The 22,232-nt window shown below is 72.7% G+C and carries 24 protein-coding genes; 10 read left to right on the top strand and 14 right to left on the bottom strand.

Features of this window, described 5'->3' with window-relative positions; all coding sequences use genetic code 11:
* Nucleotides 1-55: 55 nt before the first annotated feature.
* The gene (locus ACFWEE_RS08070; RefSeq protein WP_386887439.1) at nt 56-640 is read right to left on the bottom strand and encodes a suppressor of fused domain protein; all 585 of its coding nucleotides are present in this window, start codon (nt 638-640) and stop codon (nt 56-58) included.
* Between the two features lie 418 nt (nt 641-1,058).
* On the opposite strand from ACFWEE_RS08070, the gene ACFWEE_RS08075 reads away from it, so the two are divergent.
* Together ACFWEE_RS08075 and ACFWEE_RS08080 are read left to right on the top strand one after the other, a co-directional pair.
* Nucleotides 1,059-2,186 carry a magnesium and cobalt transport protein CorA gene (locus tag ACFWEE_RS08075; RefSeq protein ID WP_386887441.1) on the top strand — a complete coding sequence of 376 codons (1,128 nt, stop codon included), beginning with the start codon at nt 1,059-1,061 and terminating at the stop codon, nt 2,184-2,186.
* Nucleotides 2,187-2,252: 66 nt separating this feature from the next.
* Nucleotides 2,253-2,771 (top strand): hypothetical protein, encoded by a 519-nt coding sequence (locus ACFWEE_RS08080; protein WP_386887443.1) that lies wholly within the window; start codon nt 2,253-2,255, stop codon nt 2,769-2,771.
* A 48-nt stretch (nt 2,772-2,819) separates the two neighbouring features.
* Here ACFWEE_RS08080 and ACFWEE_RS08085 read toward each other — a convergent pair whose 3' ends face one another.
* Nucleotides 2,820-3,347 (bottom strand): SRPBCC domain-containing protein, encoded by a 528-nt coding sequence (locus ACFWEE_RS08085; RefSeq protein ID WP_386887445.1) that lies wholly within the window; start codon nt 3,345-3,347, stop codon nt 2,820-2,822.
* Between the two features lie 188 nt (nt 3,348-3,535).
* On the bottom strand, nt 3,536-4,309 hold the full coding sequence (locus ACFWEE_RS08090; protein ID WP_386887447.1) for a hypothetical protein: 774 nt from the start codon (nt 4,307-4,309) through the stop codon (nt 3,536-3,538).
* A gap of 230 nt (nt 4,310-4,539) precedes the next feature.
* Here ACFWEE_RS08090 and ACFWEE_RS08095 point away from each other — a divergent pair, with 230 nt between their 5' ends.
* The 3 genes from ACFWEE_RS08095 to ACFWEE_RS08105 are packed head-to-tail and all read left to right on the top strand — an operon-like array spanning nt 4,540 to nt 7,540.
* Nucleotides 4,540-5,817 carry a magnesium transporter MgtE N-terminal domain-containing protein gene (locus tag ACFWEE_RS08095; RefSeq protein ID WP_386887449.1) on the top strand — a complete coding sequence of 426 codons (1,278 nt, stop codon included), beginning with the start codon at nt 4,540-4,542 and terminating at the stop codon, nt 5,815-5,817.
* Nucleotides 5,804-6,364 (top strand): DUF1003 domain-containing protein, encoded by a 561-nt coding sequence (locus ACFWEE_RS08100; protein WP_386887450.1) that lies wholly within the window; start codon nt 5,804-5,806, stop codon nt 6,362-6,364. Before ACFWEE_RS08095 ends, ACFWEE_RS08100 begins: the two co-directional genes overlap by 14 nt.
* 42 nt (nt 6,365-6,406) lie before the next feature.
* A complete protein-coding gene (locus tag ACFWEE_RS08105) occupies nt 6,407-7,540 on the top strand; it encodes an Mrp/NBP35 family ATP-binding protein (RefSeq protein WP_386887452.1) in 1,134 nt (377 codons plus the stop codon).
* A gap of 68 nt (nt 7,541-7,608) precedes the next feature.
* On the opposite strand, the gene ACFWEE_RS08110 is transcribed toward ACFWEE_RS08105, so the two are convergent.
* The 5 genes from ACFWEE_RS08110 to sigE form a co-directional block, all read right to left on the bottom strand.
* The gene (locus ACFWEE_RS08110; RefSeq protein ID WP_386887454.1) at nt 7,609-8,277 is read right to left on the bottom strand and encodes a hypothetical protein; all 669 of its coding nucleotides are present in this window, start codon (nt 8,275-8,277) and stop codon (nt 7,609-7,611) included.
* Between the two features lie 122 nt (nt 8,278-8,399).
* Nucleotides 8,400-8,912, bottom strand: a complete 513-nt coding sequence (locus ACFWEE_RS08115; protein WP_386887456.1) for a sec-independent translocase — start codon at nt 8,910-8,912, stop codon at nt 8,400-8,402.
* 120 nt (nt 8,913-9,032) lie between these two features.
* Nucleotides 9,033-10,631, bottom strand: coding sequence for a trypsin-like peptidase domain-containing protein (locus tag ACFWEE_RS08120; RefSeq protein WP_386887458.1), 1,599 nt, complete (start codon nt 10,629-10,631; stop codon nt 9,033-9,035).
* Between the two features lie 145 nt (nt 10,632-10,776).
* Nucleotides 10,777-11,832 (bottom strand): zf-HC2 domain-containing protein, encoded by a 1,056-nt coding sequence (locus ACFWEE_RS08125; protein ID WP_386887460.1) that lies wholly within the window; start codon nt 11,830-11,832, stop codon nt 10,777-10,779.
* The gene (gene sigE, locus ACFWEE_RS08130; RefSeq protein ID WP_386887461.1) at nt 11,829-12,590 is read right to left on the bottom strand and encodes an RNA polymerase sigma factor SigE; all 762 of its coding nucleotides are present in this window, start codon (nt 12,588-12,590) and stop codon (nt 11,829-11,831) included. Before sigE ends, ACFWEE_RS08125 begins: the two co-directional genes overlap by 4 nt.
* Before the next feature lie 179 nt (nt 12,591-12,769).
* Between sigE and ACFWEE_RS08135 the strand changes: the two genes are divergently transcribed.
* Nucleotides 12,770-13,435 carry an O-methyltransferase gene (locus ACFWEE_RS08135; RefSeq protein WP_386887463.1) on the top strand — a complete coding sequence of 222 codons (666 nt, stop codon included), beginning with the start codon at nt 12,770-12,772 and terminating at the stop codon, nt 13,433-13,435.
* Nucleotides 13,436-13,574: 139 nt separating this feature from the next.
* Here ACFWEE_RS08135 and ACFWEE_RS08140 read toward each other — a convergent pair whose 3' ends face one another.
* Complete coding sequence (locus ACFWEE_RS08140) at nt 13,575-13,742, bottom strand: DUF3117 domain-containing protein (RefSeq protein ID WP_003966491.1); 168 nt, start codon at nt 13,740-13,742, stop codon at nt 13,575-13,577.
* 315 nt (nt 13,743-14,057) lie between these two features.
* Between ACFWEE_RS08140 and ACFWEE_RS08145 the strand changes: the two genes are divergently transcribed.
* Nucleotides 14,058-14,870, top strand: coding sequence for an enoyl-CoA hydratase/isomerase family protein (locus ACFWEE_RS08145; RefSeq protein ID WP_386887465.1), 813 nt, complete (start codon nt 14,058-14,060; stop codon nt 14,868-14,870).
* Nucleotides 14,871-14,969: 99 nt separating this feature from the next.
* On the opposite strand, the gene ACFWEE_RS08150 is transcribed toward ACFWEE_RS08145, so the two are convergent.
* Both ACFWEE_RS08150 and ACFWEE_RS08155 read right to left on the bottom strand, forming a co-directional pair.
* Nucleotides 14,970-15,557 carry a DNA-3-methyladenine glycosylase I gene (locus ACFWEE_RS08150; protein ID WP_386887467.1) on the bottom strand — a complete coding sequence of 196 codons (588 nt, stop codon included), beginning with the start codon at nt 15,555-15,557 and terminating at the stop codon, nt 14,970-14,972.
* Nucleotides 15,554-15,928 (bottom strand): DivIVA domain-containing protein, encoded by a 375-nt coding sequence (locus ACFWEE_RS08155; protein ID WP_386887469.1) that lies wholly within the window; start codon nt 15,926-15,928, stop codon nt 15,554-15,556. Before ACFWEE_RS08155 ends, ACFWEE_RS08150 begins: the two co-directional genes overlap by 4 nt.
* 159 nt (nt 15,929-16,087) lie before the next feature.
* Between ACFWEE_RS08155 and folP the strand changes: the two genes are divergently transcribed.
* A complete protein-coding gene (folP, locus tag ACFWEE_RS08160; protein ID WP_386887471.1) occupies nt 16,088-16,960 on the top strand; it encodes a dihydropteroate synthase in 873 nt (290 codons plus the stop codon).
* A 130-nt stretch (nt 16,961-17,090) separates the two neighbouring features.
* Here folP and ACFWEE_RS08165 read toward each other — a convergent pair whose 3' ends face one another.
* Together ACFWEE_RS08165 and dapE are read right to left on the bottom strand one after the other, a co-directional pair.
* Nucleotides 17,091-17,876, bottom strand: coding sequence for a TIGR00730 family Rossman fold protein (locus ACFWEE_RS08165; protein WP_386887473.1), 786 nt, complete (start codon nt 17,874-17,876; stop codon nt 17,091-17,093).
* Between the two features lie 84 nt (nt 17,877-17,960).
* Complete coding sequence (gene dapE, locus ACFWEE_RS08170; RefSeq protein WP_386887474.1) at nt 17,961-19,040, bottom strand: succinyl-diaminopimelate desuccinylase; 1,080 nt, start codon at nt 19,038-19,040, stop codon at nt 17,961-17,963.
* A gap of 107 nt (nt 19,041-19,147) precedes the next feature.
* Here dapE and ACFWEE_RS08175 point away from each other — a divergent pair, with 107 nt between their 5' ends.
* Together ACFWEE_RS08175 and ACFWEE_RS08180 are read left to right on the top strand one after the other, a co-directional pair.
* Nucleotides 19,148-20,218 carry a hypothetical protein gene (locus tag ACFWEE_RS08175; protein ID WP_386887476.1) on the top strand — a complete coding sequence of 357 codons (1,071 nt, stop codon included), beginning with the start codon at nt 19,148-19,150 and terminating at the stop codon, nt 20,216-20,218.
* A 290-nt stretch (nt 20,219-20,508) separates the two neighbouring features.
* The gene (locus ACFWEE_RS08180) at nt 20,509-20,919 is read left to right on the top strand and encodes an ATP-binding protein (RefSeq protein WP_386887478.1); all 411 of its coding nucleotides are present in this window, start codon (nt 20,509-20,511) and stop codon (nt 20,917-20,919) included.
* Nucleotides 20,920-21,025: 106 nt separating this feature from the next.
* Here ACFWEE_RS08180 and dapC read toward each other — a convergent pair whose 3' ends face one another.
* Entirely contained in the window at nt 21,026-22,126 is a 1,101-nt protein-coding gene (gene dapC / locus ACFWEE_RS08185) for a succinyldiaminopimelate transaminase (protein WP_386887480.1), read from the bottom strand.
* Nucleotides 22,127-22,232: the final 106 nt, after the last annotated feature.

The following is a 22,232-nucleotide window of genomic DNA, read 5'->3' on the forward strand; positions in this document are numbered from 1 at the left end:
GTACGTACGTGGTGGGCCCCGCGGGTCGGGGGGCCCCTCCTCGTACGTCTGCGGCTCAGTCCAGCGGTACGGAGGTACGCAGCGGGTCCCGCAGGTCCGTACCGTGCGAGAGCCAGCGCTCCTGGAGCTCCTGGCCGCCCCGGACACGCTTCCAGGCGGCCTCGTTCGCGGTCATCGGGAGCAGCGGCAGGAAGCGCACCGGGTCCATCGGCGCGTCCAGCTCCAGGTCCTCCACCAGCCCGCCGGACTCGGCGACCAGCACCGAGGAGAAGGGGGCGGACGGCCAGAGCGGGTCGCCCAGGTCGAGGGAGGCGCCGGGGGCCACGATCACGCCTTCGACCTGCGGGGACGCCGCCAGTACGGCGAGCGGGCGGAGCACCTGGTCGGTGGCGGCGAGCCCGGCGCGCACGGAGAGGACCAGCTCGGCGCGGGGGCCCTTCACCGGATCGGCGAGCGGTGCGGTGGGGTCCGCCATGGGCTGGGCGGACATGCCGAGGGTGGCGTAGCGGACCACGTCGCCGTCGAGGAAGCGCAGCACTTCGATGCGGTCCGTGCCCAGGAAGGTCACGGCGGCACGGGCGTCCGGCTCCCCGAGGGCGGTGCACAGCCGGGCTTCGACGAGCGCGAGAATTTCTTCCATGTCGCGAGCATAGAACGCGTATCGAACGGGCAAAGTAAGGGATTGACCCTTGGCCGGGCTGATAGCCTGGCCGCCGGTCGGGACAGCGCGCGACGCGGCGCCCCCTGAAGTCCCGACAGCACGTCGTCCCCCACGGGGGACCGGCCGGAGGAGGTGGGGACTGCCATGGATCCAAGTCGACCGTGCAGTACCAAGCGCTCTTCCGCCTCCACCGCGTCCCGGTGATTTCTTAAGCCCTCTCGGTCAGGGCTCGTGGCTTGTCGCACGACGGAAGAGCATCCCGTTTTCGCCTGTCTGTAGCGAACGCCGTCGCCACCGCTCCGCGGTGCCGCCCGCTTTGCGGACGTGGTGCACACGTCTCCATTCCGGGCTGTTCCGCCTGCGCGCACCGCACGGCCCTTTCGTGTAGGAGCCAGCCATGTCCATGATCCGTGACCTGCGCGCCGCCGTGCGCCCCTCCCTGCGGCCCAGCCTCCGCAAGAACCCCTCCCCGCACACCGGTTACGACACCACCCGCGACCCGTCCGCCTCCAGCGCCGTGGTGGACTGCGCGGTCTACCGCGACGGCCGCCGCATGGAGGCGTCCGCCTGCCAGACCCCGCACGAGGCGATGCTGCGGGTGCGCGAGGGCGGCGGCTTCGCCTGGATCGGGCTCCACGAGCCCACCGAAGCCGAATTCGCCGTCATCGCACGGGAGTTCGGGCTGCACCCGCTGGCGGTGGAGGACGCGGTCCACGCCCACCAGCGGCCGAAGCTGGAGCGGTACGACGACACGCTCTTCACGGTCTTCAAGACCATCCACTACGTCGAGCACGCCGAGCTCACCGCGACCAGCGAGGTCGTCGAGACCGGCGAGGTGATGTGCTTCACCGGCCGGGACTTCGTGATCACCGTCCGGCACGGCGGCCAGGGTTCGCTGCGCGCGCTGCGCCACCGCCTCCAGGACGATCCGGAGCTGCTGGCCAAGGGGCCGTCCGCCGTGCTGCACTCCATCGCCGACCACGTGGTGGACGGGTACATCGCGGTGGCGGGTGCGATGCAGGACGACATCGACGAGGTCGAGATCGACGTCTTCTCCACCCCGACGAAGGGCAGCGCACGCGGCACCGACGCCGGGCGCATCTACCAACTCAAGCGTGAGGTACTGGAGTTCAAGCGAGCCGTCTCGCCGCTCCAGCGGCCGATGCAGCTCCTGAGCGAGCGGCCGATGCGGCTGATCGACCCGGACATCCAGAAGTACTTCCGCGACGTGGCCGACCACCTCGCGCGGGTGCAGGAGGAAGTCCTCGGCTTCGACGAGCTGCTGAACTCGATCCTCCAGGCCAATCTGGCGCAGGCGACCGTCACCCAGAACGAGGACATGCGCAAGATCACGTCCTGGGCCGCCATCGTCGCCGTACCCACGATGATCTGCGGGGTCTACGGCATGAACTTCGACCACATGCCGGAGCTGCGCTGGACGTACGGCTACCCGATGGTGCTGGGCGTCATCGCGGTGGTCTGTTTCTCCATCCACCGGACGCTGAAGCGCAACGGCTGGCTGTAGGCCGTGTCCGGCCCGCGTCCCACCGGCCCACCAGGGCCCGGACGGCGGGCCGTTAGGCTCTTCGCCATGACTGCTGACTCGTTGCTCGGGCAGGCCCTCGTCGAGGAGGCCACCAAGAAGTCCGGCCTGATCTGGGTGCGCGCCTCCGGCGCCGCCCGGGCGCTCTGGCACGTCTGGCACGAGGGCGCGGCGCTGCTCGTCGGCGGCCCCGGTGAGCAGCCGCTCCCCGACGGCCTGGCGGACGGCGCGCGGGCCGGGGTGACGGTGCGCAGCAAGGACAAGGGCGGCCGGATCGTCGCGTGGACCGCCGAGGTGGCCGAACTCGCCCCGCACTCCGAGGCGTGGGAGGCGGCGGTCGCGGAGCTCAAGGGAAAGCGGCTGAACGCGCCGGACGCCGAGCGGCTGACGGAGCGCTGGGCCGCCGACTGCCGGGTGGTGCGGCTGACGCCGGTGACGCACACCACCGACCTGCCGGACGACTCGCTCGCCGCCCGCCCGCTCGACACCCCGGCGATCACCCGGGAGCCGGTACCGGCCGGCCTCCCCCGCCTGCTGCTGAGGAAGAAGCGCCGCCGCGCGGGCTGAGCACGGCAACCGCAGCGATGCCCCGCCCGGTCGGTGGCCGGGGGCGGCTCAGCGGGCCGGCCGCCCGGACGCGGCGCCGACCAGACCGTCCAGCCACGCCTGGTGCCCGTTGAGCATCGGGTTCGGCCGCTCCCCGGCGAGCGCCGCCGCAGGCTGTCCGATCTGCGACTCCTGGGTCAGGATGCGGACCCGGCCCCCCGGCAGGTCCTCCACGAGCCAGGCGTGCAGCACGTCGAGCTGTTCCTCGGGCGTGCCGTGCTGCACCGCGGTCCACGACAGGCGTCCGGGCACGTCCGGAGCGGGGGCCTGGAACTCGACGACGAGGGCGTCCAGGGGCGGGAAGCCGAAGGTGCCGAAGCTGAAGGAGAGATCCTTCCTCAGCTCGGGCCCGCCGCCCCGGGGGAAGGAGATGTCGGCGACGTTGTCGTAGTACGACTCCCAGGTCGAGGTGTCCACGAGGAGGCTCCACACCCGGGTGGCACTCACGCCGTGGACGACCACCTCGTTGGAGACGAAGTTGTCGGTGGTGCCGGGCAGGTACTTCTCCGGCCAGTCGATCGCGTTCTGTGTGGTCATGCGGGGCCCTTCCTCGGATGCGGGCGGGTTTCGGACCGCGGTGCCCCGCCTCACGTCATCCTCACGGCCCCCGACGCACGCCGCCACCGGACCGGCCCCCGGTACCCGCCGCCACCCGAACGGGTCCCGTCGCGCACGCACCGGCCGGAAGTCCGCCGACCGGTGCGCGGCCCGACCGTACGAACGGGTCAGCCGGAGGTCTTCGGCAGCTGGCCGCCGTAGTCGACGGTGTCGTCCTCGGGCGGGGCCGCCAGTTCGAAGGAGCGCCCCCAGTCCGCGAGGGTGACCGTGCCGCCTCCGCCGCCGCGCGCCACCCTGACGGGGTAGGGCGTGCCCTTGAGCGCGACGTCGAGCGCGCCGCCCTCGCCCTTCCCGCCCAGGATCTGGATGGTGGGGACCCCGCTGATCCTGTCGCGGTCGCCCTTGTTGACGGTGCCGTGCAGGGACAGCACTCCGTCGAGCAGGGTGTCCTTCTCGGTGAAGCCGCGCAGCCGCTTGTACGTGGGGTCGTCCGCGGGGACCTTGACGTACTTGCCGTCGAGCTTCTCGGCGGCCTCCGCGTCGCCGTCCTCGCCCGTGCCCGCCGCGCCCTTGCCGTCCTGCTCGGCGCTCCAGAAGGCGGCGTCCGCCTTGAGGTAGAGGTCGTCGCCGACCCGGAGCACGGCGAAGGTGTTCTCCTTCGAGGTGACGGAGCCGGTGCCGCCGTCGGCGTTGAGCCGCATGTCGAGGGTGTAGCTGCCGTCCTTGCTGATGAGGGTGCCCGCGAGGTGCACAGCCGTGGCGGCGTCGGCGGCGGCTCTGGCCCGGGTGTCGATCTCCTCGGCGGAGAGCTTGCCGATTCCGTTCGTGCCCGCGTCGGGGTCGTCGCCCGCGCAGCCGGTGAGGCCCAGGGCGAGCTGCGCCCCGAGCACCACGGCGAGCGCGGTCCGGCGGGCCCGTACGGCGGGAGCGTAGGAGGTCACGCGTACTTGCCTCTCGTCATGCGTGTGGGATGGCAAGCGGCAGCGTACCCGGGGTTCGGGCGCCGTCCGGAAGGGAGCCGTCCGGGCGTGCTCCGGGGCCGGTACGGAGCGGTACGCAGGGGGACGGGCTAGCCTGAATCCGGCATACCGGCGTCACCGACGCCCCTGACGGGCCGTGAAGGGGCCGCGTCGGGCACTGCTCGCGGCAACCGGCACGGAAGGGGTGCGCAATGGCATCGGGCGCGCCCAGGGTCTTCGTCTCGCACCTCTCCGGGGTGCCGGTCTTCGACCCCACCGGCGACCAGGTCGGCCGGGTCCGCGACCTGGTGGCGATGCTGCGCGTCGGCGGCCGGCCGCCGCGGCTGCTCGGCATGGTGGTGGAGGTGGTGAGCCGGCGGCGCATCTTCCTGCCGATGACCCGGGTGACGGGCGTGGAGTCCGGCCAGGTCATCACCACCGGCGTGGTCAACATGCGCCGCTTCGAGCAGCGCCCCACCGAGCGTCTGGTGCTCGGTGAGTTCCTGGACAGGCGGGTGACGCTCGCCGAGACCGGCGAGGAGGTCACCATCCTCGACGTCGCCATCCACCAGCTGCCGGCCCGCCGCGACTGGGAGATCGACAAGTACTTCGTCCGCAAGGGGCGCGGCGGGGCGCTGCGCCGCAAGGGCGAGACCCTGACCGTCGACTGGTCGGCGGTCAGCGGCTTCGCCCTGGAGGAGCACGGGCAGGGGGCGGAGAACCTGGTCGCCACCTTCGAGCGGCTGCGTCCCGCCGACGTCGCCAACGCGTTGCACCATCTGACGCCCAAGCGCCGGGCGGAGGTGGCCGCCGCCCTCGACGACGACCGGCTCGCCGACGTGCTGGAGGAGCTGCCCGAGGACGACCAGGTGGAGATCCTCGGCAAGCTCAAGGAGGAGCGCGCGGCGGACGTGCTGGAGGCGATGGACCCGGACGACGCGGCGGACCTCCTTTCCGAGCTGCCCGAGGAGGACAAGGAGCGGCTGCTGACGCTGATGCGCCCGGACGACGCGGCCGACGTGCGGCGGCTGATGAGTTACGAGGACCGGACGGCGGGCGGTCTGATGACGACCGAGCCGATCGTGCTGCGCCCGGACGCCACCGTCGCGGACGCGCTCGCCCGGGTGCGGCAGTCGGACCTCTCCCCCGCGCTCGCCGCCCAGGTGTACGTCTGCCGGTCGCCCGACGAGACGCCCACCGGCAAGTACCTCGGCACCGTCCACTTCCAGCGGCTGCTGCGGGACCCGCCGTTCGCGCTGGTCAGTTCGATCGTGGACAGCGACCTCGTACCGCTGCCGCCGCACACCCCGCTGGCGGTGGTCACCAGCTACCTGGCCGCGTACAACCTGGTCTCGGTGCCCGTGGTGGACGAGAGCGGTTCGCTGCTGGGCGCGGTGACCGTCGACGACGTGCTGGACCACCTGCTGCCGGAGGACTGGCGGGAGACCGACTTCCACGGCGAGGAGGGGATCGCCCGTGGCAGCCGATGAGCGCGCGAAGGCGGCGTCCACCGGTTCGTCCGGGATGGTGCGCCCGCCCAGGTTCCGGCTGGACCAGCCCAGGGCGCCGCGCCGCCGGCTCCTTCCGGAGTACGACCCCGAGGCGTTCGGCCGGTTCTCGGAACGGATCGCCCGCTTCCTGGGCACCGGGCGGTTCATCGTCTGGATGACGCTGATCATCGTCGTCTGGGTGCTCTGGAACATCTTCGCGCCGACCGCCCTGCGGTTCGACGAGTACCCGTTCATCTTCCTGACGCTGATGCTCTCGCTCCAGGCCTCGTACGCGGCGCCGCTGATCCTGCTCGCGCAGAACCGGCAGGACGACCGGGACCGGGTCACCCACGAGCAGGACCGCAAGCAGAACGAGCGGTCCATCGCCGACACCGAGTTCCTCACCCGGGAGATCGCGGCGCTGCGGATGGGGCTCGGCGAGGTCGCCACCCGCGACTGGATCCGCTCGGAGCTGGAGGACCTCATGAGGGATCTGGAGGACCGGCGCGTCCTCCTTCCGCACGAGAGTGACGAAGGCGACCGCTGAGGGGCTACCCGCGCGTAGCGTCGCGCGCCGTAACATCGTCGTATGGCTACGGAAGACGCGGTGCGCGAAGCACTGGCGACAGTGAACGACCCGGAGATCCACCGCCCGATCACCGAACTCGGCATGGTGAAATCGGTCGAGATCGATCCTGACGGTGTGGTGGCTGTCACGGTGTACCTCACGGTCTCCGGCTGCCCGATGCGCGAGACCATCACCAGGAACGTGACCGACGCGGTCGCCGCGGTGGAGGGCGTCTCGCGGGTCGAGGTCACCCTCGACGTGATGAGCGACGAGCAGCGCAAGGAGCTGGCGGGCGCGCTGCGCGGCGGTACCGCCGAGCGCGAGGTGCCGTTCGCCAAGCCGGGCTCGCTCACCCGTGTCTACGCGGTCGCGTCCGGCAAGGGCGGCGTCGGCAAGTCCTCGGTGACGGTCAACCTCGCGGCGGCGATGGCGGCCGACGGGCTGAAGGTCGGCGTGGTGGACGCGGACATCTACGGCCACAGCGTGCCCCGCATGCTCGGTGCGGACGGCAGGCCCACCCAGGTCGAGAACATGATCATGCCGCCGTCCTCGCACGGCGTGAAGGTCATCTCCATCGGCATGTTCACCCCGGGCAACGCCCCGGTGGTCTGGCGCGGCCCGATGCTGCACCGCGCGCTCCAGCAGTTCCTCGCCGACGTCTACTGGGGCGACCTCGACGTCCTGCTGCTCGACCTGCCGCCGGGCACCGGTGACATCGCGATCTCGGTGGCGCAGCTCGTGCCGAACGCCGAGATCCTGGTCGTCACCACCCCGCAGCAGGCGGCGGCCGAGGTCGCCGAGCGGGCCGGTTCGATCGCGGTGCAGACGCACCAGAAGATCGCCGGTGTCGTGGAGAACATGTCGGGCATGCCGTGCCCGCACTGCGACGAGATGGTCGACGTGTTCGGCAGCGGCGGTGGGCAGCGGGTGGCCGACGGTCTGACGAAGACGGTCGGCGCCGAGGTGCCGGTGCTCGGCTCGATCCCGATCGACGTACGGCTCCGCGAGGGCGGCGACGAGGGCAAGCCGGTCGTGCTCTCCGACCCGGACTCCCCCGCCGGGCGCGCGCTGCGCTCGATCGCCGAGAAGCTGGGTGGCCGTCAGCGCGGCCTGTCCGGCATGTCGCTGGGCATCACCCCGCGCAACAAGTTCTGAGACGCCCGAGGAGCCGGGCGGTCCGTTCCGCACGGACCGCCCGGCTCCTCCGTCGTGACGCGTACGGCTCAGGCAGCGTAGGCGGCGACGTCCTCGACGGCCGAGAAGCCCAGCCCGTACGCGCTCATCCCCCGCCCGTACGCGCCGAGGTGCACGCCCTTCGCTGACCCGGCCAGCACCCAGCCGAACTCGGACTCGCGGTAGTGGAACTCGACCGGTACGCCGTCCACCGGCAGCGAGAGCGTCGACCAGGGCGCCTCGTCCAGCTCGTCGGCGAGCTCGAACGCGATCTCCGTCTGCTGGTCGAGCCAGTCGTCGCGCAGGCCGTGGTCGAGCTGCTGCGGCCAGGTGCAGGCGAGCAGCCCGGAGCCGGCCAGCCAGGCCGCCGTGGACACCGTGGTGGCCTCCAGGGTCCCGGTGCCGTCGCCGCTGCCGCGTACGGGGCTGCTGGCCACGGTCACCACGACGGCGAACCGCTCCTTCTCGGGGCCCGCGTCGGGGCGTGCCAGCGGCTCGTCGCCGTGGCCGATCGCGCCGTGCTGGACGGTGCCGTCCGCCGCGCGGCCGACCGGGGTCAGCCGGCGCGGACCGGTGAACGCCTCGTCCAGCGCGTACCAGGGGAAGGACGCCTGCAGATAGCCGTCGACGACCGCAGGCCGGGCCGAGGGCACCCCCTCCGCCTCCGCGGTGTCCGTGCTGGGCGTGCCATCCGTGTCAACCCGACTCGTGGTCTCCATCTGCCCGGCCGCCTCCTCGATCTCAGATCCGGAGCGGCCCGCCCCCCGCGGGCTCGGGCATCCTCGCAACCGGACAGATGGAGAATAGCCATACCGTCCGGACGAGCCGGGAATGACGGGTCTCAGGTGGCGTCGGCGTCGAACGGCGGACGGTCGTCCTGAGCGGCCGGAGCGGCCTTCTTCAGGGGGTCCGCCTTCGCCAGGGGGTCCGTCTTCGCCAGGGGGTCGGCGGCCGGGGACTTCGTCAGCGCACCCACGTCGGAACCGGCCGAGGCCACCGTCGCGGCTGCCGCGGAGGCCACGCTCTCGCGGCCGTGCACGGCGTCCGTCATGTCGGTGATCTCCTTGCGGAGGTCGAAGCTCTCGCGGATCTCCTTGAGACCGAGATCGTCTTCGCCGTCCATCAGCTGCTTGCGGATGAACGTCTTCGGGTTCAGGTCCTCGAACTCGAAGTCCTTGAACTGCGGGCCCAGCTCGGAGCGGATGTCTTCCTTGGCGCTGTCCGAGAACTCGCGGATCTTGCGGATCGTGCGCGTGATGTCCTGGATGACCTTCGGCAGCTTGTCCGGGCCGAAGACCAGGACGGCGAGAATCCCGAGAGTAAGCAGCTCAAGTGCGCCTATGTCGTTGAACACTTTGCCGCTCCTCGTGTGCTCCGCGTGTTCGTCGCGTGGTCTCCCACCGGCACGGCCGGAAAGTCCGGCCGTGCAAACGGTACCTGGCCAAGCTGTACGGACGGTACCTCGCGTGGACGTTCAGGTGCCGGTCACGGACCCCAGGGTCAAAGTCATGGACAGCTCTTTACCCCCGCGTGTGAGCTTGAGGCCGAGCCGGTCTCCGGGGCGGTGGGCGCGGATCTTCACGATCAGCTCCTCGCCGTTGTGGACGCGTACGCCGTCCACCGCCGTGATGACGTCGCCCGGCCGGATGCCCGCCAGGTCGCCGGGGCCGCCCTCGGTGACGGCGGCGGAACCGCCCTCGCCCCGGGTGTTCACCTTCGCGCCGTCGCCCAGGTACTCCATGTCGAGGGTGACGCCGATGACCGGGTGGGTGGCCTTGCCGGTGTTGATGAGCTCCTCGGCGACGCGCTTGCCCTGGTTGATCGGTATGGCGAAGCCGAGGCCGATCGACCCGGCCTGGGCGCCGGACCCGGAGGAGCCGGTGTCGGCGGCACGGATGGCGCTGTTGATGCCGATCACCTGCGCCCGGGCGTCGAGGAGCGGGCCGCCGGAGTTGCCGGGGTTGATGGGCGCGTCGGTCTGGAGGGCGTCGACGTAGCTGACGTCGGTGGCGCCGGCCTCCTCGCCGCCCGAGGTGATCGGGCGCTGCTTGGCGCTGATGATCCCGGAGGTGACGGTGTTCGACAGGTCGTACGGGGCGCCGATCGCCACCACCGGGTCGCCGACCTCGACGTCGTCGGAGTTGCCGAGTGTTAGCGGCGTCAGCCCGGAGACCCCGCTGACCTTGACCACGGCCAGGTCGTAGCCGCTGTCCTTGCCGACCACCTCGGCGACGGCGCTCTCGCCGCCGCTGAACGTCACGGTGATGTCGCCGGACGGACCGGCGGGCGCGACGACGTGGTTGTTGGTGAGGATGTGGCCCTGGTCGTCGAGGACGAACCCGGTGCCCGTGCCGGACTCCTCGGCGCCGCTGACGTGCAGGGTGACCACGCCCGGCAGGGCGCTCGCGGCGATCCCGGCGACGCTGTCCGGTGCCCGTCCGGCGGGGACGCCGTCGGCCTGCGGGAGGTGCACGGTGGTGAGGCCGCCGTTCCGTTCGACGTAGGCGCCGACCCCGCCCCCGACGGCGCCCGCGACCAGCGCGAGGAGTACGGCTCCGACGAGCAGCGACCCGCGCCGCCCGCCCGGTCGTCCCGCCGCCGGGACGATCCCGGAGGTCCCCGGGACGGTCCGGATCAGCGGCTGCCCGGCGGAGCCCGCGGCCCACGGGTCGTAGGTCTGCCAGGGCGGCGGTGTGCCGGGGGCCGCCGCATGGGTCGTGGGGGCCGGGTGCGCCGTGTGCGTCGCGTACGCCGGTGGTGCGGGGGTGCCGTGCGCGGGGGTCGCGGCGGGGTGCTGGACCGGCGGGGCGGGCGCCCAGGGGCCGGGGCCGCCGTAGGGCGGGGTGCCGTACTCGTCGGGCTCGTGCAAGGGGCGCGCGGCTCCCGGGGTACGGGGCCCGGGGACCTCCGGGACGGTCGGCGCGGGTGCGCCGGTCGTCGGAGCGGCGGGTGCGTCGGCCACCGGTGCGGGGCCGTCGGCGGCCGGTGCGGGTTCCGGTGCGAGGGGCGCGGGGCCCGTGGCGGGGCGGCTCCACCACTTCGGCTTCGGTCCGGTGGGCTTTCCCTCGTCCATACTCTCCCCGCACGTGGCCTCCGCGCGCCCTCCCCGGAGCGCTCCGACCGGAATTCAACCAGGTTTGGGGAGCCGGTGACGGGCCCGTCGGTGCGGGCCCCCGGGGACGCCGGTCCCGCGCCGGGCAGGACCGGCGCGGGGGAGGTCAGCGCAGCGTCTGCTGCGGTGACGACAGGGCCGACAGCGGCGTGGCGGAGGGGGACGGGGACGGGGCGGCGGAGGACGCGGCGGACGGCGCCGGGGCCGAGGGGGACGGGGCGGCTGCGCCGGTGGCGGACGCGGTGACCCTCGGCTGCGCGGCCTCGGCGGGGAAGAGCGGCGCGAGGAGCGGGGACGCCGTGCGGGGGCATATCAGCGCGGCCAGCGAGACGTTCCGCGTCGGCTGCGCGGAGGCCCGCCCGGCCCCGAGGAGGGTGTCGGTACCGGTGCCGGACAGGACCGGCGCGGTGGCGGCGGTGAGCCCCACCGGTGCGGAGGACGCCGCGAAGGTGGAGGCGATGCCGGAACGGTCCTCCACGGAGAGGGCGCCGCCCTGGGAACTGCCCCGGCTGGCCGAGGCGATTCCGCTCGCCGCGCGCTCGTCGGCGTCGAGCGGGGTCGCCGCGGCGCCGGCGCCCTCGGCGCGCAGCGGAGCGTCGAACGCGTCGTCCACCGGGACGGCTCCGCCCAGGGCGATCGCCGCCAGCGAGACGGCGCTGGCCGCCGCGAACGCGAACCGGCGGGCGCGCCAGGGGGAGCGGTCGGCCTCACGGGCCACCCCGTGCAGGGGGAAGGCGGAACCGGCGGCACCGCCGGGCAGCACGGAACCCGCTCCGTGCGTGGTGGGGAGGTAGCCGAAGCCGTCCAGCGGCGAGGGGCCCTGCTCCGTCCGCCGTCCGCCGGGGCCACCGGGGAGGCGGTAGTCGTCGACCGGCCGGCCGTCGGGACCGAAGGGCCCGCTCCCGAACCCGTTGTCGGCGCCGGTGCCCCCGGGGAGGCCCTGGAGGCGGGCGAGGAAGCCCTCGCTGGGTGCGGGGGGAGCCGTCTGCGCGAACACGGACTTGACCCGCCGTTGGGCGTCGGCTTCCGCCTTGCAGCGGGCGCAGGTGGCGAGGTGGGCCAGGACGCGTTCGCGGGCGTCGTGTTTGAGCTCGCCGTCGACCAGGGCGGCGAGCCGGTCCCCCAAGTGCTGCTCGGCAGGGGTGGGGCCTGTGGGGGTCACGCCGTTCCGCCCTCCCCCACGAGGACCGCGCCCGCCAGGGAGCGCTGCTCGGCACGGGCTTCGGGGGACCGGTGCTTGAGCGCCTTGCGCAGATGCGAACGGCCCCGGTGGATGCGGCTGCGCACGGTGCCCAGCTTGACGCCGAGGGTCGCCGCGATCTCCTCGTAGCTCAGTCCCTCGATGTCGCAGAGCACCACGGCGGCACGGAACTCGGGCGCGAGGGTGTCCAGCGCCTGCTGCACGTCCGCGTCGAAGTGGGTGTCGTTGAACGCCTGCTGCGGCGACGGCTCACGGCTGGGCAGCCGCTCGGCCGCGTCGTCCCCCAGGGAGTCGAAACGGATGCGCTGCTTGCGGCGGACCATGTCGAGGAAGAGGTTGGTGGTGATGCGGTGCAGCCACCCCTCGAAGGTGCCGGGGGTGTAGGTCGACAGCGACCGGAAGACGCGGACGAACACCTCTTGGGTGAGGTCCTCCGCGTCGTGCTGGTTGCCCGTCAGCCGGTACGCGAGTCGGTACACGCGACCGCTGTGGGTGCTGACGATCTCTTCCCATGAGGGCGGGGTCCACGCCGGGGATTCCGTGTCGGAGGCGAAGGTCGCGGTCGTTGCGGAATCGTTGGAAGAACGGTCAGCGGTGTTGGTCACGGATTTCGGCTCACCCGCCGACCTGAGAAAGCGCCGCAGCGCTCCTCCCCGATCCCCAGGCGCAGCCGCACCTCCCCTGTCGGCTCTGGTGGTGTCCAGTGGAGCCCCTACCATAGCCACCTCGCCCGTTAGCTCCGTATAAGCCTTTTTCGGAGGGGCCGGGCCATGCCCGGGGCCTGCTCTCGCCGGTCCGGCGGGCCCGATCCGCGGGCCCCCTTCGGGCGCTTTCCCCTCTCCCTCCCCAACGTCCGGTCCCATCTGCGGGTTCCCCTGCGCAGCGGATACAGTCACCGTTGCGCCAACTACGGGGACAGGAGAGGGTCATTACCGCCAACCGGCAGACGAGCTGGGCGTTCGCCGACGCCTTTGTCCCCGAGGACGAGGCTCTGTACCTGGCCCGCGAGCGGTCCAGGTCGTTCGGGATCCGCTCCGTCTCCCCCGGCACGGGGGCCGCGCTGCGGCTGCTCGCCGCCGCGGCGGACGCCAAAGCGGTGGCGGAAATCGGCACGGGTACGGGCGTGTCCGGCATCTACCTGTTGAACGGGATGCGCCCGGACGGGGTGCTGACCACGGTCGATCCCGAGCCGGAGCGCCAGCAGTTCGCCCGCGAGGCGTTCCGCTCCGCTGGCTTCGCCACCAACCGGTCCCGCTTCATCCCCGGCCGCGCGCTCGACGTCCTGCCGCGCCTCGCGGACGGCGGGTACGACCTCGTCTTCTGCGACGGCGACCGGCTGGAGAGCCTGGAGTACCTGGCCGAATCGTTGCGGCTGCTCCGCCGGGGCGGGGTCGTCTGCTTCGAGGGGGTCTTCGCCGACGGCCGTACGGTCGACGCGGCGGCGCAGCCCGCGGAGGTCCAGCGCATCCGGGAGCTGCTGCGGGCGGTGCGGGAGAGCCAGGAGCTGATGTCCACGCTGCTGCCGGTCGGCGACGGGCTGCTCTGCGCGGTCCGCCGCGGCTGAGCCGTACGCCCCGGACCGGATCGGGGGCCGCTCACCGCCGCGGGCCGCGCGCCCCTTTCGTATACGGCCCCGGACACGCTTCTGCCCCGGCACGGGTGTCCGTGCCGGGGCAGAAGTGAAGTGTGGGCACGCAGGAGGGTCAGCCGACAACCTTCTTGAGCGCGTCGCCGAGCGCGTCTGCCTCGTCCGGAGTCAGCTCGACAACAAGCCGACCGCCGCCTTCGAGCGGAACGCGCATGACGATGCCCCGCCCCTCCTTTGTCACCTCGAGCGGGCCGTCGCCCGTCCGCGGCTTCATGGCCGCCATGCTCGTTCCCCTTCCTGAAACCAGCTCAATCGCAACCGGCGGCCCCATGACAGGCGCTGCCTCACCGGCATCGAACACATTGCTTCCAGGTCATTATCCCGCATGCGACACCCCGATGACCAACATCGATCGGCATCGCTTGCGCAACGCACACCACCAAAACCACCCAATTCGGCGATCCGGCTGCGATACTTCGCCCCCTCGCGGCCCGAGGTGAGAGCCAATCGTTAGACGCAGGTCACATGTCGGCCCGGCGGGGCGTCGGCCATGCTTGCCTGGCGAAGCACCGAACCAGGACAGCGAGGGGACACCACCATGGCCGAGGAACTGGCGAGCACCGTGCTCTACGAGGTGAGCGACGGGCTGGCGACGATCACCCTCAACCGGCCGGACGCGATGAACGCCATGAACACGGCGGCCAAGGTCGCGCTGCGGGACGCGCTGCGCGCCGCCGCCGGCGACTCCTCGGTGCGCGCCGTCCTCCTCACGGCCACCGGGCGCGCCTTCTGCGTCGGCCAGGACCTGAAGGAGCACATCGCCTCGCTGGCGACCGCGCAGGAGACGGGCGGCGGCAACGCGCTGAGCACGGTGAGCGAGCACTACAACCCGATCGTGCGCGCCCTCACCGAGATGGAGAAGCCGGTCGTGGCGGGGGTGAACGGGGTCGCCGCCGGGGCGGGCTTCGGCTTCGCGCTCGCGGCCGACTACCGGGTGGTCGCCGACACCGCCTCCTTCAACACCTCGTTCGCGGGGGTCGCGCTGACCGCCGACTCCGGGATGTCGTGGACGCTGCCCCGGCTGATCGGGCCGAGCCGCGCCGCGGACCTGCTGCTCTTCCCGCGGTCGATCACGGCGGCGGAGGCGTACGAGCTGGGCCTGGTCAACCGGGTCGTCCCGGCGGCGGACCTCGCGGCCGAGGCCGCGTCGGTGGCGCGCGCGCTGGCGGACGGGCCGACCGTGGCCTACGCGGCGCTGAAGGCGTCGATGGCGTACGGCGCGGGGCACACCCTGGCCGAGACGCTGGAGAAGGAGGACGAGCTCCAGACGAAGGCGGGCGCCTCGCAGGACCACACCATCGCGGTGAAGGCCTTCCTGGCGAAGGAGAAGCCGCGGTACCTCGGGAAGTGAGGCCGGTCCGGGCCGCCCGCCGGGCGGCCCGGAGCCCCGGAGACCGGGAGACCGGTGTCGGCCGGTGGCAGCGCGCGGGGGGCGGCCGGGAGACCGGTCTCAGCCGTTGGCGCCCCGCGCCACGCAGTCGGCGAGGTGGTCGTCCACCAGACCGCACGCCTGCATCAGGGCGTGCGCGGTGGTCGGGCCGACGAAGCGCACGGACCGCTTCTTCAGCGCCTTCGCGAGCGCGGTGGACTCCGGGGTGACGGCCGCCACGTCCCCGAGCTTCCGGGGGGCGGGGCGGGTGGCCGGGTCGGGGGCGTAGGACCAGATCAGCGCGTCCAGCTCGCCGGGGGCCCACTCGGCGAGCACCCGGGCGTTGGCGAGGGTGGCGTCGATCTTGGCGCGGTTGCGGATGATGCCCGCGTCGGCGAGGAGCCGTTCCTTGTCGGCGTCGGTGAACCGGGCGACCTCGGCGATCTCGAACCCGGCGAAGGCGGCGCGGAAGCCCTCCCGGCGGCGCAGGATCGTCAGCCAGGAGAGGCCGGACTGGAACGCCTCCAGGCAGAGGCGTTCGAAGAGCGCGTCGTCGCCGTGGACCGGCCGTCCCCACTCGGTGTCGTGGTAGGCGAGGTAGTCCTCGGTGCTGAGGCCCCAGGGGCAGCGCAGCCTGCCGTCCGGGCCCGGTTCGGCTCCGCCGCTCATCGGGTCTCTCCGTCCTCGTCGCCGGGCTTGTTGTCGGTGGGCCGCTTGTGGAGGTCGGGGCCGGGCGCGCCCTGTGTGAGGGCTCCGGCGAGCGCCGACTCCAGGTCGGCGATCCGGGCGTCGCGCTCGGCGAGCTCGGCGGCGACCCGGTCGAGCGCCTCGTCGACGTCGGCCATGCGGTAGCCGCGTACGGCCATCGGCAGCCGGAGGTGCTCTATGTCGGCGGTGACCAGGGGCCGGGTCACCGGCAGCGGGTCGGTGGGGAACTCGGGCGCGGTGTCCTGGAGCACCGTGCGGTCGCCCCCGCCGACCACGGCAAGGGTGACCGCGGCGACGACCACGACCATCGCGAGCAGCAGGAAGAAGAACACGTGCGCCTCCCCAGAGGGCGGGAATCGGTCCGGGTCCGATCGTGCCATGCGGCAGTGACGGTCAAGGCCGGCGGTTAGGGTCTCTCGTCTGGATCATGCCGCATCGGGGCGGCCGGGGTGCAAGGTCCGGTGCGAGCGACCAACGAGGAGGAACACGGGATGCGAAGCGGTCCACTCAGGCTGGGACGGCGGGAATTCGGTCCGCGCGAACCGGTGGTCATGGCCATCGTGAACCGGACCCCCGACTCCTTCTACGACCAGGGCGCCACGTTCCGGGACGAGCCGGCGCTCGCCCGGGTCGAGCAGGCGGTCGCGGAGGGTGCCGCGATCATCGACATCGGCGGCGTGAAGGCGGGACCGGGCGAGGAGGTGTCCGCCGAGGAGGAGGCGCGGCGCACGGTCGGGTTCGTCGCGGAGGTCCGCCGCCGCCACCCGGACGTGGTGATCAGCGTGGACACCTGGCGGCACGACGTGGGCGAGGCGGTCTGCGAGGCGGGCGCCGACGTGCTGAACGACGCGTGGGGCGGGGTGGACCCGAAGCTGGCGGAGGTCGCCGCCCGGTACGGCGCGGGGCTGGTGTGCACCCACGCCGGGGGCGCGGAGCCGCGTACCCGCCCGCACCGGGTGGAGTACGAGGACGTGATGGCGGACATCCTGCGGGTCACCCTGGGGCTGGCCGAGCGGGCGGTCGCGCTGGGAGTGCGGCGGGACGGGATCATGATCGATCCCGGTCACGACTTCGGGAAGAACACCCGGCACTCGCTGGAGGCCACCCGCCGCCTCGACGAGATGACGGCGACCGGCTGGCCGGTGCTGGTCTCGCTCTCCAACAAGGACTTCGTGGGCGAGACCCTGGACCGCCCGGTGAAGGAGCGGGTGATCGGGACGCTGGCGACGACGGCGGTGTCGGCGTGGCTGGGGGCCCAGGTGTACCGGGTGCACGAGGTCGCGGAGACGCGTCAGGTGCTGGACATGGTCGCGTCGATCGCCGGTCACCGGCCGCCCGCGGTGGCGCGGCGCGGGCTGGCGTGAGGCGTGCGCCGCGCTCGGGCTTCCCGGGCCCCGGCCGTCCGGCCCGGGAGGGGCCGGACGGCCGGGGCTCACCGGGAAAACCCCGGGGAGGGGCCCAGGTGGTGTCCGACCTTGATCCGCCGGACACCACCTAACGGCCGACCTCCTTCGTCACCAGGGCCACCGCCTCGTCCACGTCGTCGGTGACGTGGAACAGCAGCAGGTCCCTCTCGGACGCCTTGCCCTGGGCGACCACGGTGTTCCGGAGCCAGTCGACGAGACCGCTCCAGTAGGCGGAGCCGAAGAGCACGATCGGGAACCGGGTGACCTTGCCGGTCTGCACGAGGGTCAGCGCCTCGAAGAGTTCGTCCAGGGTGCCGAGGCCGCCGGGGAGGACGACGAACCCCTGGGCGTACTTCACGAACATCGTCTTTCTGACGAAGAAGTAGCGGAAGTTGACGCCGATGTCGACGTGCGGGTTCAGCCCGGACTCGAAGGGCAGCTCGATGCCGAGTCCGACCGAGATCCCCTTCGCCTCCCTGGCGCCCTTGTTGGCGGCCTCCATCGCGCCGGGGCCGCCGCCGGTGATGACGGCGAAGCCCGCGTCGACGAGTGCCCGGCCGATGCGTACCCCGGCGTCGTACTCCGGGGTGTCCGCCGCGGTGCGGGCGGAGCCGAAGACGCTGATGGCGCTGGGCAGCTCGGCGAGCGCCCCGAACCCTTCGACGAACTCGGACTGGATCCGCATGACCCGCCAGGGGTCGGTGTGCACCCATTCCGAGTCGTCCTCGGAGTCCAGCAGCCGCTGATCGGTCGTGCCGGGCTGTACCTGCTCCCTGCGGCGCAGCACCGGGCCGAGCCGCTGTTCCTCGGGCTTGACCGCGCCCTCGGGAATTTCGGCGTGCTCGGGAATCCGCGCGTCCTCCGGGTTGCCCATGACTGCTCCCTCCACCGACCTGCGTTGTGGCTGTTCCCCGTCAGCCTAGATCGGTCGAGGTTACGAGCGGGGTAATGCCGTGGGTCAGCTGGTGAGCCAGGAGCGCAGGCGTTCCTCGCAGTGGGTGATCCGTGCGGTGGCCACGTGTTCGTCGCGCTTGTGGGCGTAGAGCGCGTCTCCGGGACCGTAGTTGACGGCGGGGACGCCGAGGTCGCCGAAGCGGGAGACGTCGGTCCAGCCGAACTTGGGCTGGGCGGTGCCGCCGACGGCCGCCATGAACGCCTTCGCCGCCGGGTGCGAGAGGCCCGGCATGGCGGCGGTGGAGTGGTCGTCCACGGTGAACTCGGTGACGGGGCAGTCGGCGAAGACCTCGCGGACGTGCGCGAGGGCTTCCTCGGCGGTGCGGTCGGGGGCGTAGCGGTAGTTGACGGTGACGGTGCAGGCGTCCGGGATCACGTTGGTGGCGACCCCGCCTTCGATCTTCACCGCGTTGAGGCCCTCGCGGTATTCGAGGCCGTCGATGACCGGGCGGCGCGGTTCGTACGCGGCGAGCGCCGCGAGGATCGGGGTGGCGGCGTGGATGGCGTTGGACCCCATCCAGCTGCGGGCGGAGTGGGCGCGTTCGCCCTCGGTGTGCAGGATGACGCGCAGGGTGCCCTGGCAGCCGCCCTCGACCTGGGCGTCGGAGGGCTCCAGGAGGACGGCGAAGTCGCCTTCCAGCCAGTCGGGGTGGGCGGCGGCGACGTGGCCGAGGCCGTTGAGGTGGGCGGCGACCTCTTCGTTGTCGTAGAAGACGAAGGTGAGGTCGCGGTTGGGTTCGGGGACGGTCGCGGCGATCCGCAGCTGGACGGCGACCCCGGACTTCATGTCGGAGGTGCCGCAGCCCCAGAGGACGCCGTTCTCGTCGAGCCGGGAGGGCACGTTGTCGGCGATGGGCACGGTGTCGATGTGACCGGCGAGGACGACGCGTTCGGGGCGGCCGAGGTGGGTGCGGGCGACCACGTTGTTGCCGTGCCGGTCGACCGTCAGGTGCGGCAGGGCGCGCAGCGCCGCCTCGATGGCGTCCGCCAGGTCCTTCTCCTGACCGCTCACCGACGGGAAGTCGACGAGCCGGGCGGTGAGTGCGGGTGCGTCCAGAGCGAGGTCAAGCGTGCGTTCGGCCATGGCTCCGACCCTATTACTCCGGAGGGCGCGGCCTCGCCGGGGGCGTTCCGGGCGGGCGTTCCGGTGGCGGCACGGATCTCGGCCCCGGCCGTACCCTCCAGTACGGTATGCCCGTGCCTCGGACGACACTCTCCTCCCCCTCCGGCCGCCGCTCCGGCCGCCGCCGCGTCTACCAAGTGCTGGCGGCGTTCGTCGTGCTCGCGGCGCTGGCCGGTTATCTCGCCGTGCAGTACCTCTCCGGCAGCAAGGACCTGCTGACCGGCTGCGAGGTGCGCTACGACGACGGCACGAAGGACGCCGGGGTACGCACGTACGAGATGGGCGCCGACCAGGCCGCCAGCGCGGCGACGATCGCCGCGGTGGGGGCCGCGCACGGGATGCCGGAGCGGGCCGTGGCCATCGCGCTGGCGACCGCGATCCAGGAGTCGCAGCTGCGCAACATCGACTACGGCGACCGGGATTCCCTCGGCCTCTTCCAGCAGCGCCCCTCGCAGGGCTGGGGCAGTGCGGAGCAGATCCAGGACCCGGTGTACGCGTCGGGGAAGTTCTACGAGCACCTCGCGAAGATCAGCGGCTACCAGGACCTGCCGCTGACGGAGGCGGCGCAGCGCGTGCAGCGCAGCGGTTTCCCGGAGGCGTACGCGCAGCACGAGCCGGACGCGATACTCCTGGCGTCCGCGCTGACCGGGCGGATGCCCGCCGCGCTCAACTGCGCGGCGCCGGTCACCGCGACGGCCGCGGCGCCGGGCGATCCGGACCGGCTCCGCACCGAGTTGGTACGGGACTTCGGCAAGGGGGTCCTGCCGGCCGAGGAGTCCGCGGCTCCTGCGGCGCGGACGGTGGCGGTTCCGGTCGCGGAGCGCGCGACGGGCGGGGCGGAGCCGGCGGACGCCGGTGGGACCGACGGCGGCGACGCGTCCAGCACCGGAGCGACCGACTCCACCGACTCCACCGGCTCCACCGACGCGGCGACGGGGGCGCGGCGGGGCTGGTCGGTGGCGCTCTGGGCGGTCGCCCGCTCCGGCGAACTCGGCATCGACGAGATCCGCTACGCGGGCCGGGTGTGGACCCCGGGCACGGGGTGGCGCGCGGACGAGGCGGGATCGAAGGAAGCGACGAAAGCGGCGGATGCGGCAGATTCAGACAGCGGCGAGGTCCGGATGCGCCTCGCACAGTAGCGCGGCCGATCCCCCGCAGGGGCCATCCCGGGCGTCTGCCGCCGGAGCGCCCGCACGCCGGCCCGGAGCACCGGGCGGGCGCACCGTTTCCCTTGCGGCAGCAGGGAAGTGACGGTACTCCGGGCGGCCCGGACGGGTGCGTCCCGCCCCTGCGTCCGGGGTGCGGATAATCCGACGCATTGCCGACTCTTTACCTCGGGCCACCGCAACCTCCCCCGCCCCCGGCGCAGTTGATCAGTCCGTCCGGAACGCCGGACGAGCACTGCCGAACTTCCCGCCGAAGGAGCATCATGTCCCTCCCCCTGACCCGCCGCATCGCCCGCGCCGCCCTGCTGATCGCCGCCGCCGCTCCGGTGATCGGCGCGGCCGGTGCCGCGAACGCCGCGGGTCTCCCGCAGACGCCGGACCTGGGCGGCCTGACCAAGCTGGACAGCACGCACCTGAGCAGCACCCTCGACAGCACCGCCCAGCAGGGCGCGAAGACGCTGAACGAGACGGGCGGCAAGCTGGTCGGCACGGCCGTCCCGGTCGCCGCGAAGACGGTGAACCAGGCGGGCGAGCTGGTCGCCCCCGAGGCCAAGGACAAGGCCGGCAAGACCACCGGCCAGACGGCCGAGGTCCTCGGTGGCGCCGCCAACAAGGCGACCGGCGGTTCGCTGCCCGTGGAGAAGATCGCCGGCGCCCTGCCGCTCGGCGGCTGAACCGGCCGCGTACCCGCAGGACACCAGTGACGCCGAGGGGCCACGGGACTCGGTCCCGTGGCCCCTCGGCGTGATCAGGCCCCCCGGCGTGGTCGGGCCCTGTGGTTCAGGCGGTCAGCCGCTTCACGGCCGCCACGATCCGCTCGTCGGTCGCGGTGAACGCGACCCGCACGAAGCGGTCTCCGGCCGGGCCGTAGAACTCGCCGGGCGCCACGAGGATGCCGAGTCCGGCCAGGTACGCCACGGTGTCCCAGCAGGGTTCGTCGCGGGTCACCCAGAGGTAGAGGCTCGCCTCGCTGTGCTCGACGCGGAAGCCGTGGCCCTCCAGGGCCGAACGCAGCGCCGCGCGCCGGTCGGCGTAGCGGGCGCGCTGTTCGTTGACGTGGGTGTCGTCGGCGAGGGCCGCCGCGGTGGCCGCCTGCACCGGGGCGGGGGTCATCATGCCGCCGTGCTTGCGGATCTGGAGCAGTTCGCCGAGGACGGCCGGGTCGCCCGCGATGAACGCCGAGCGGTATCCGGCCAGGTTGGACCGCTTGGAGAGCGAGTGGACGGCGACGAGGCCGTCGAACGAGCCGCCGCTGACGTCCGGGTGGAGCACCGAGACCGGTTCGGCCTCCCAGCCGAGTTCCAGGTAGCACTCGTCGCTGACGACCAGGATGTCGTGGGCGCGGGCCCAGGCGACGATCCGGGTGAGTTCCTCGCCGGAGAGCACGCGGCCGGTCGGGTTGGACGGGGAGTTCAGCCAGAGGAGCTTGAGTCCGGCCGGGTCGAGCGTGGTCGGGTCGTCGTAGGTGACGGCCTCCGCGCCGCAGAGCCGGGCGCCGATCTCGTACGTCGGGTAGGCGAGCTCCGGGAAGGCGACCTTGTCGCCGGGGCCCAGGCCGAGCTGGGTCGGCAGCCAGGCCACGAGTTCCTTGGAGCCGACGACCGGCAGGACGTGGTGGTGGGTGACGCCCGTCGCGCCGAGGCGCCGCTCCACCCAGCCGCTGAGCGCGTCCCGCAGCTCTCCCGTACCCCAGACCGTCGGATAGCCGGGGCTGTCGGCCGCCGCGGCGAGCGCCTTCTGGATCACCTCGGGCACCGGGTCGACGGGGGTGCCGATGGACAGGTCCACGATGCCGTCGGGGTGGGCTTCGGCGGTGGCCTTGTGGGGCGCGAGGCGGTCCCAGGGAAATTCCGGGAGGCGGGAGGAGAGTGCTGAGGACACGGAACTCTGCTTTCTCGTACGGGGGAAAACACCTCGGTCCCGCACGGTGACGAGCCGTACGGGACCGGGCGCCACATCTGCTGCCGCGTGGTTCTGGCTGCGGCGC

Source organism: Streptomyces sp. NPDC060184, assembly GCF_042728795.1.
In the GTDB taxonomy this organism is placed as follows: Bacteria; Actinomycetota; Actinomycetes; order Streptomycetales; family Streptomycetaceae; genus Streptomyces.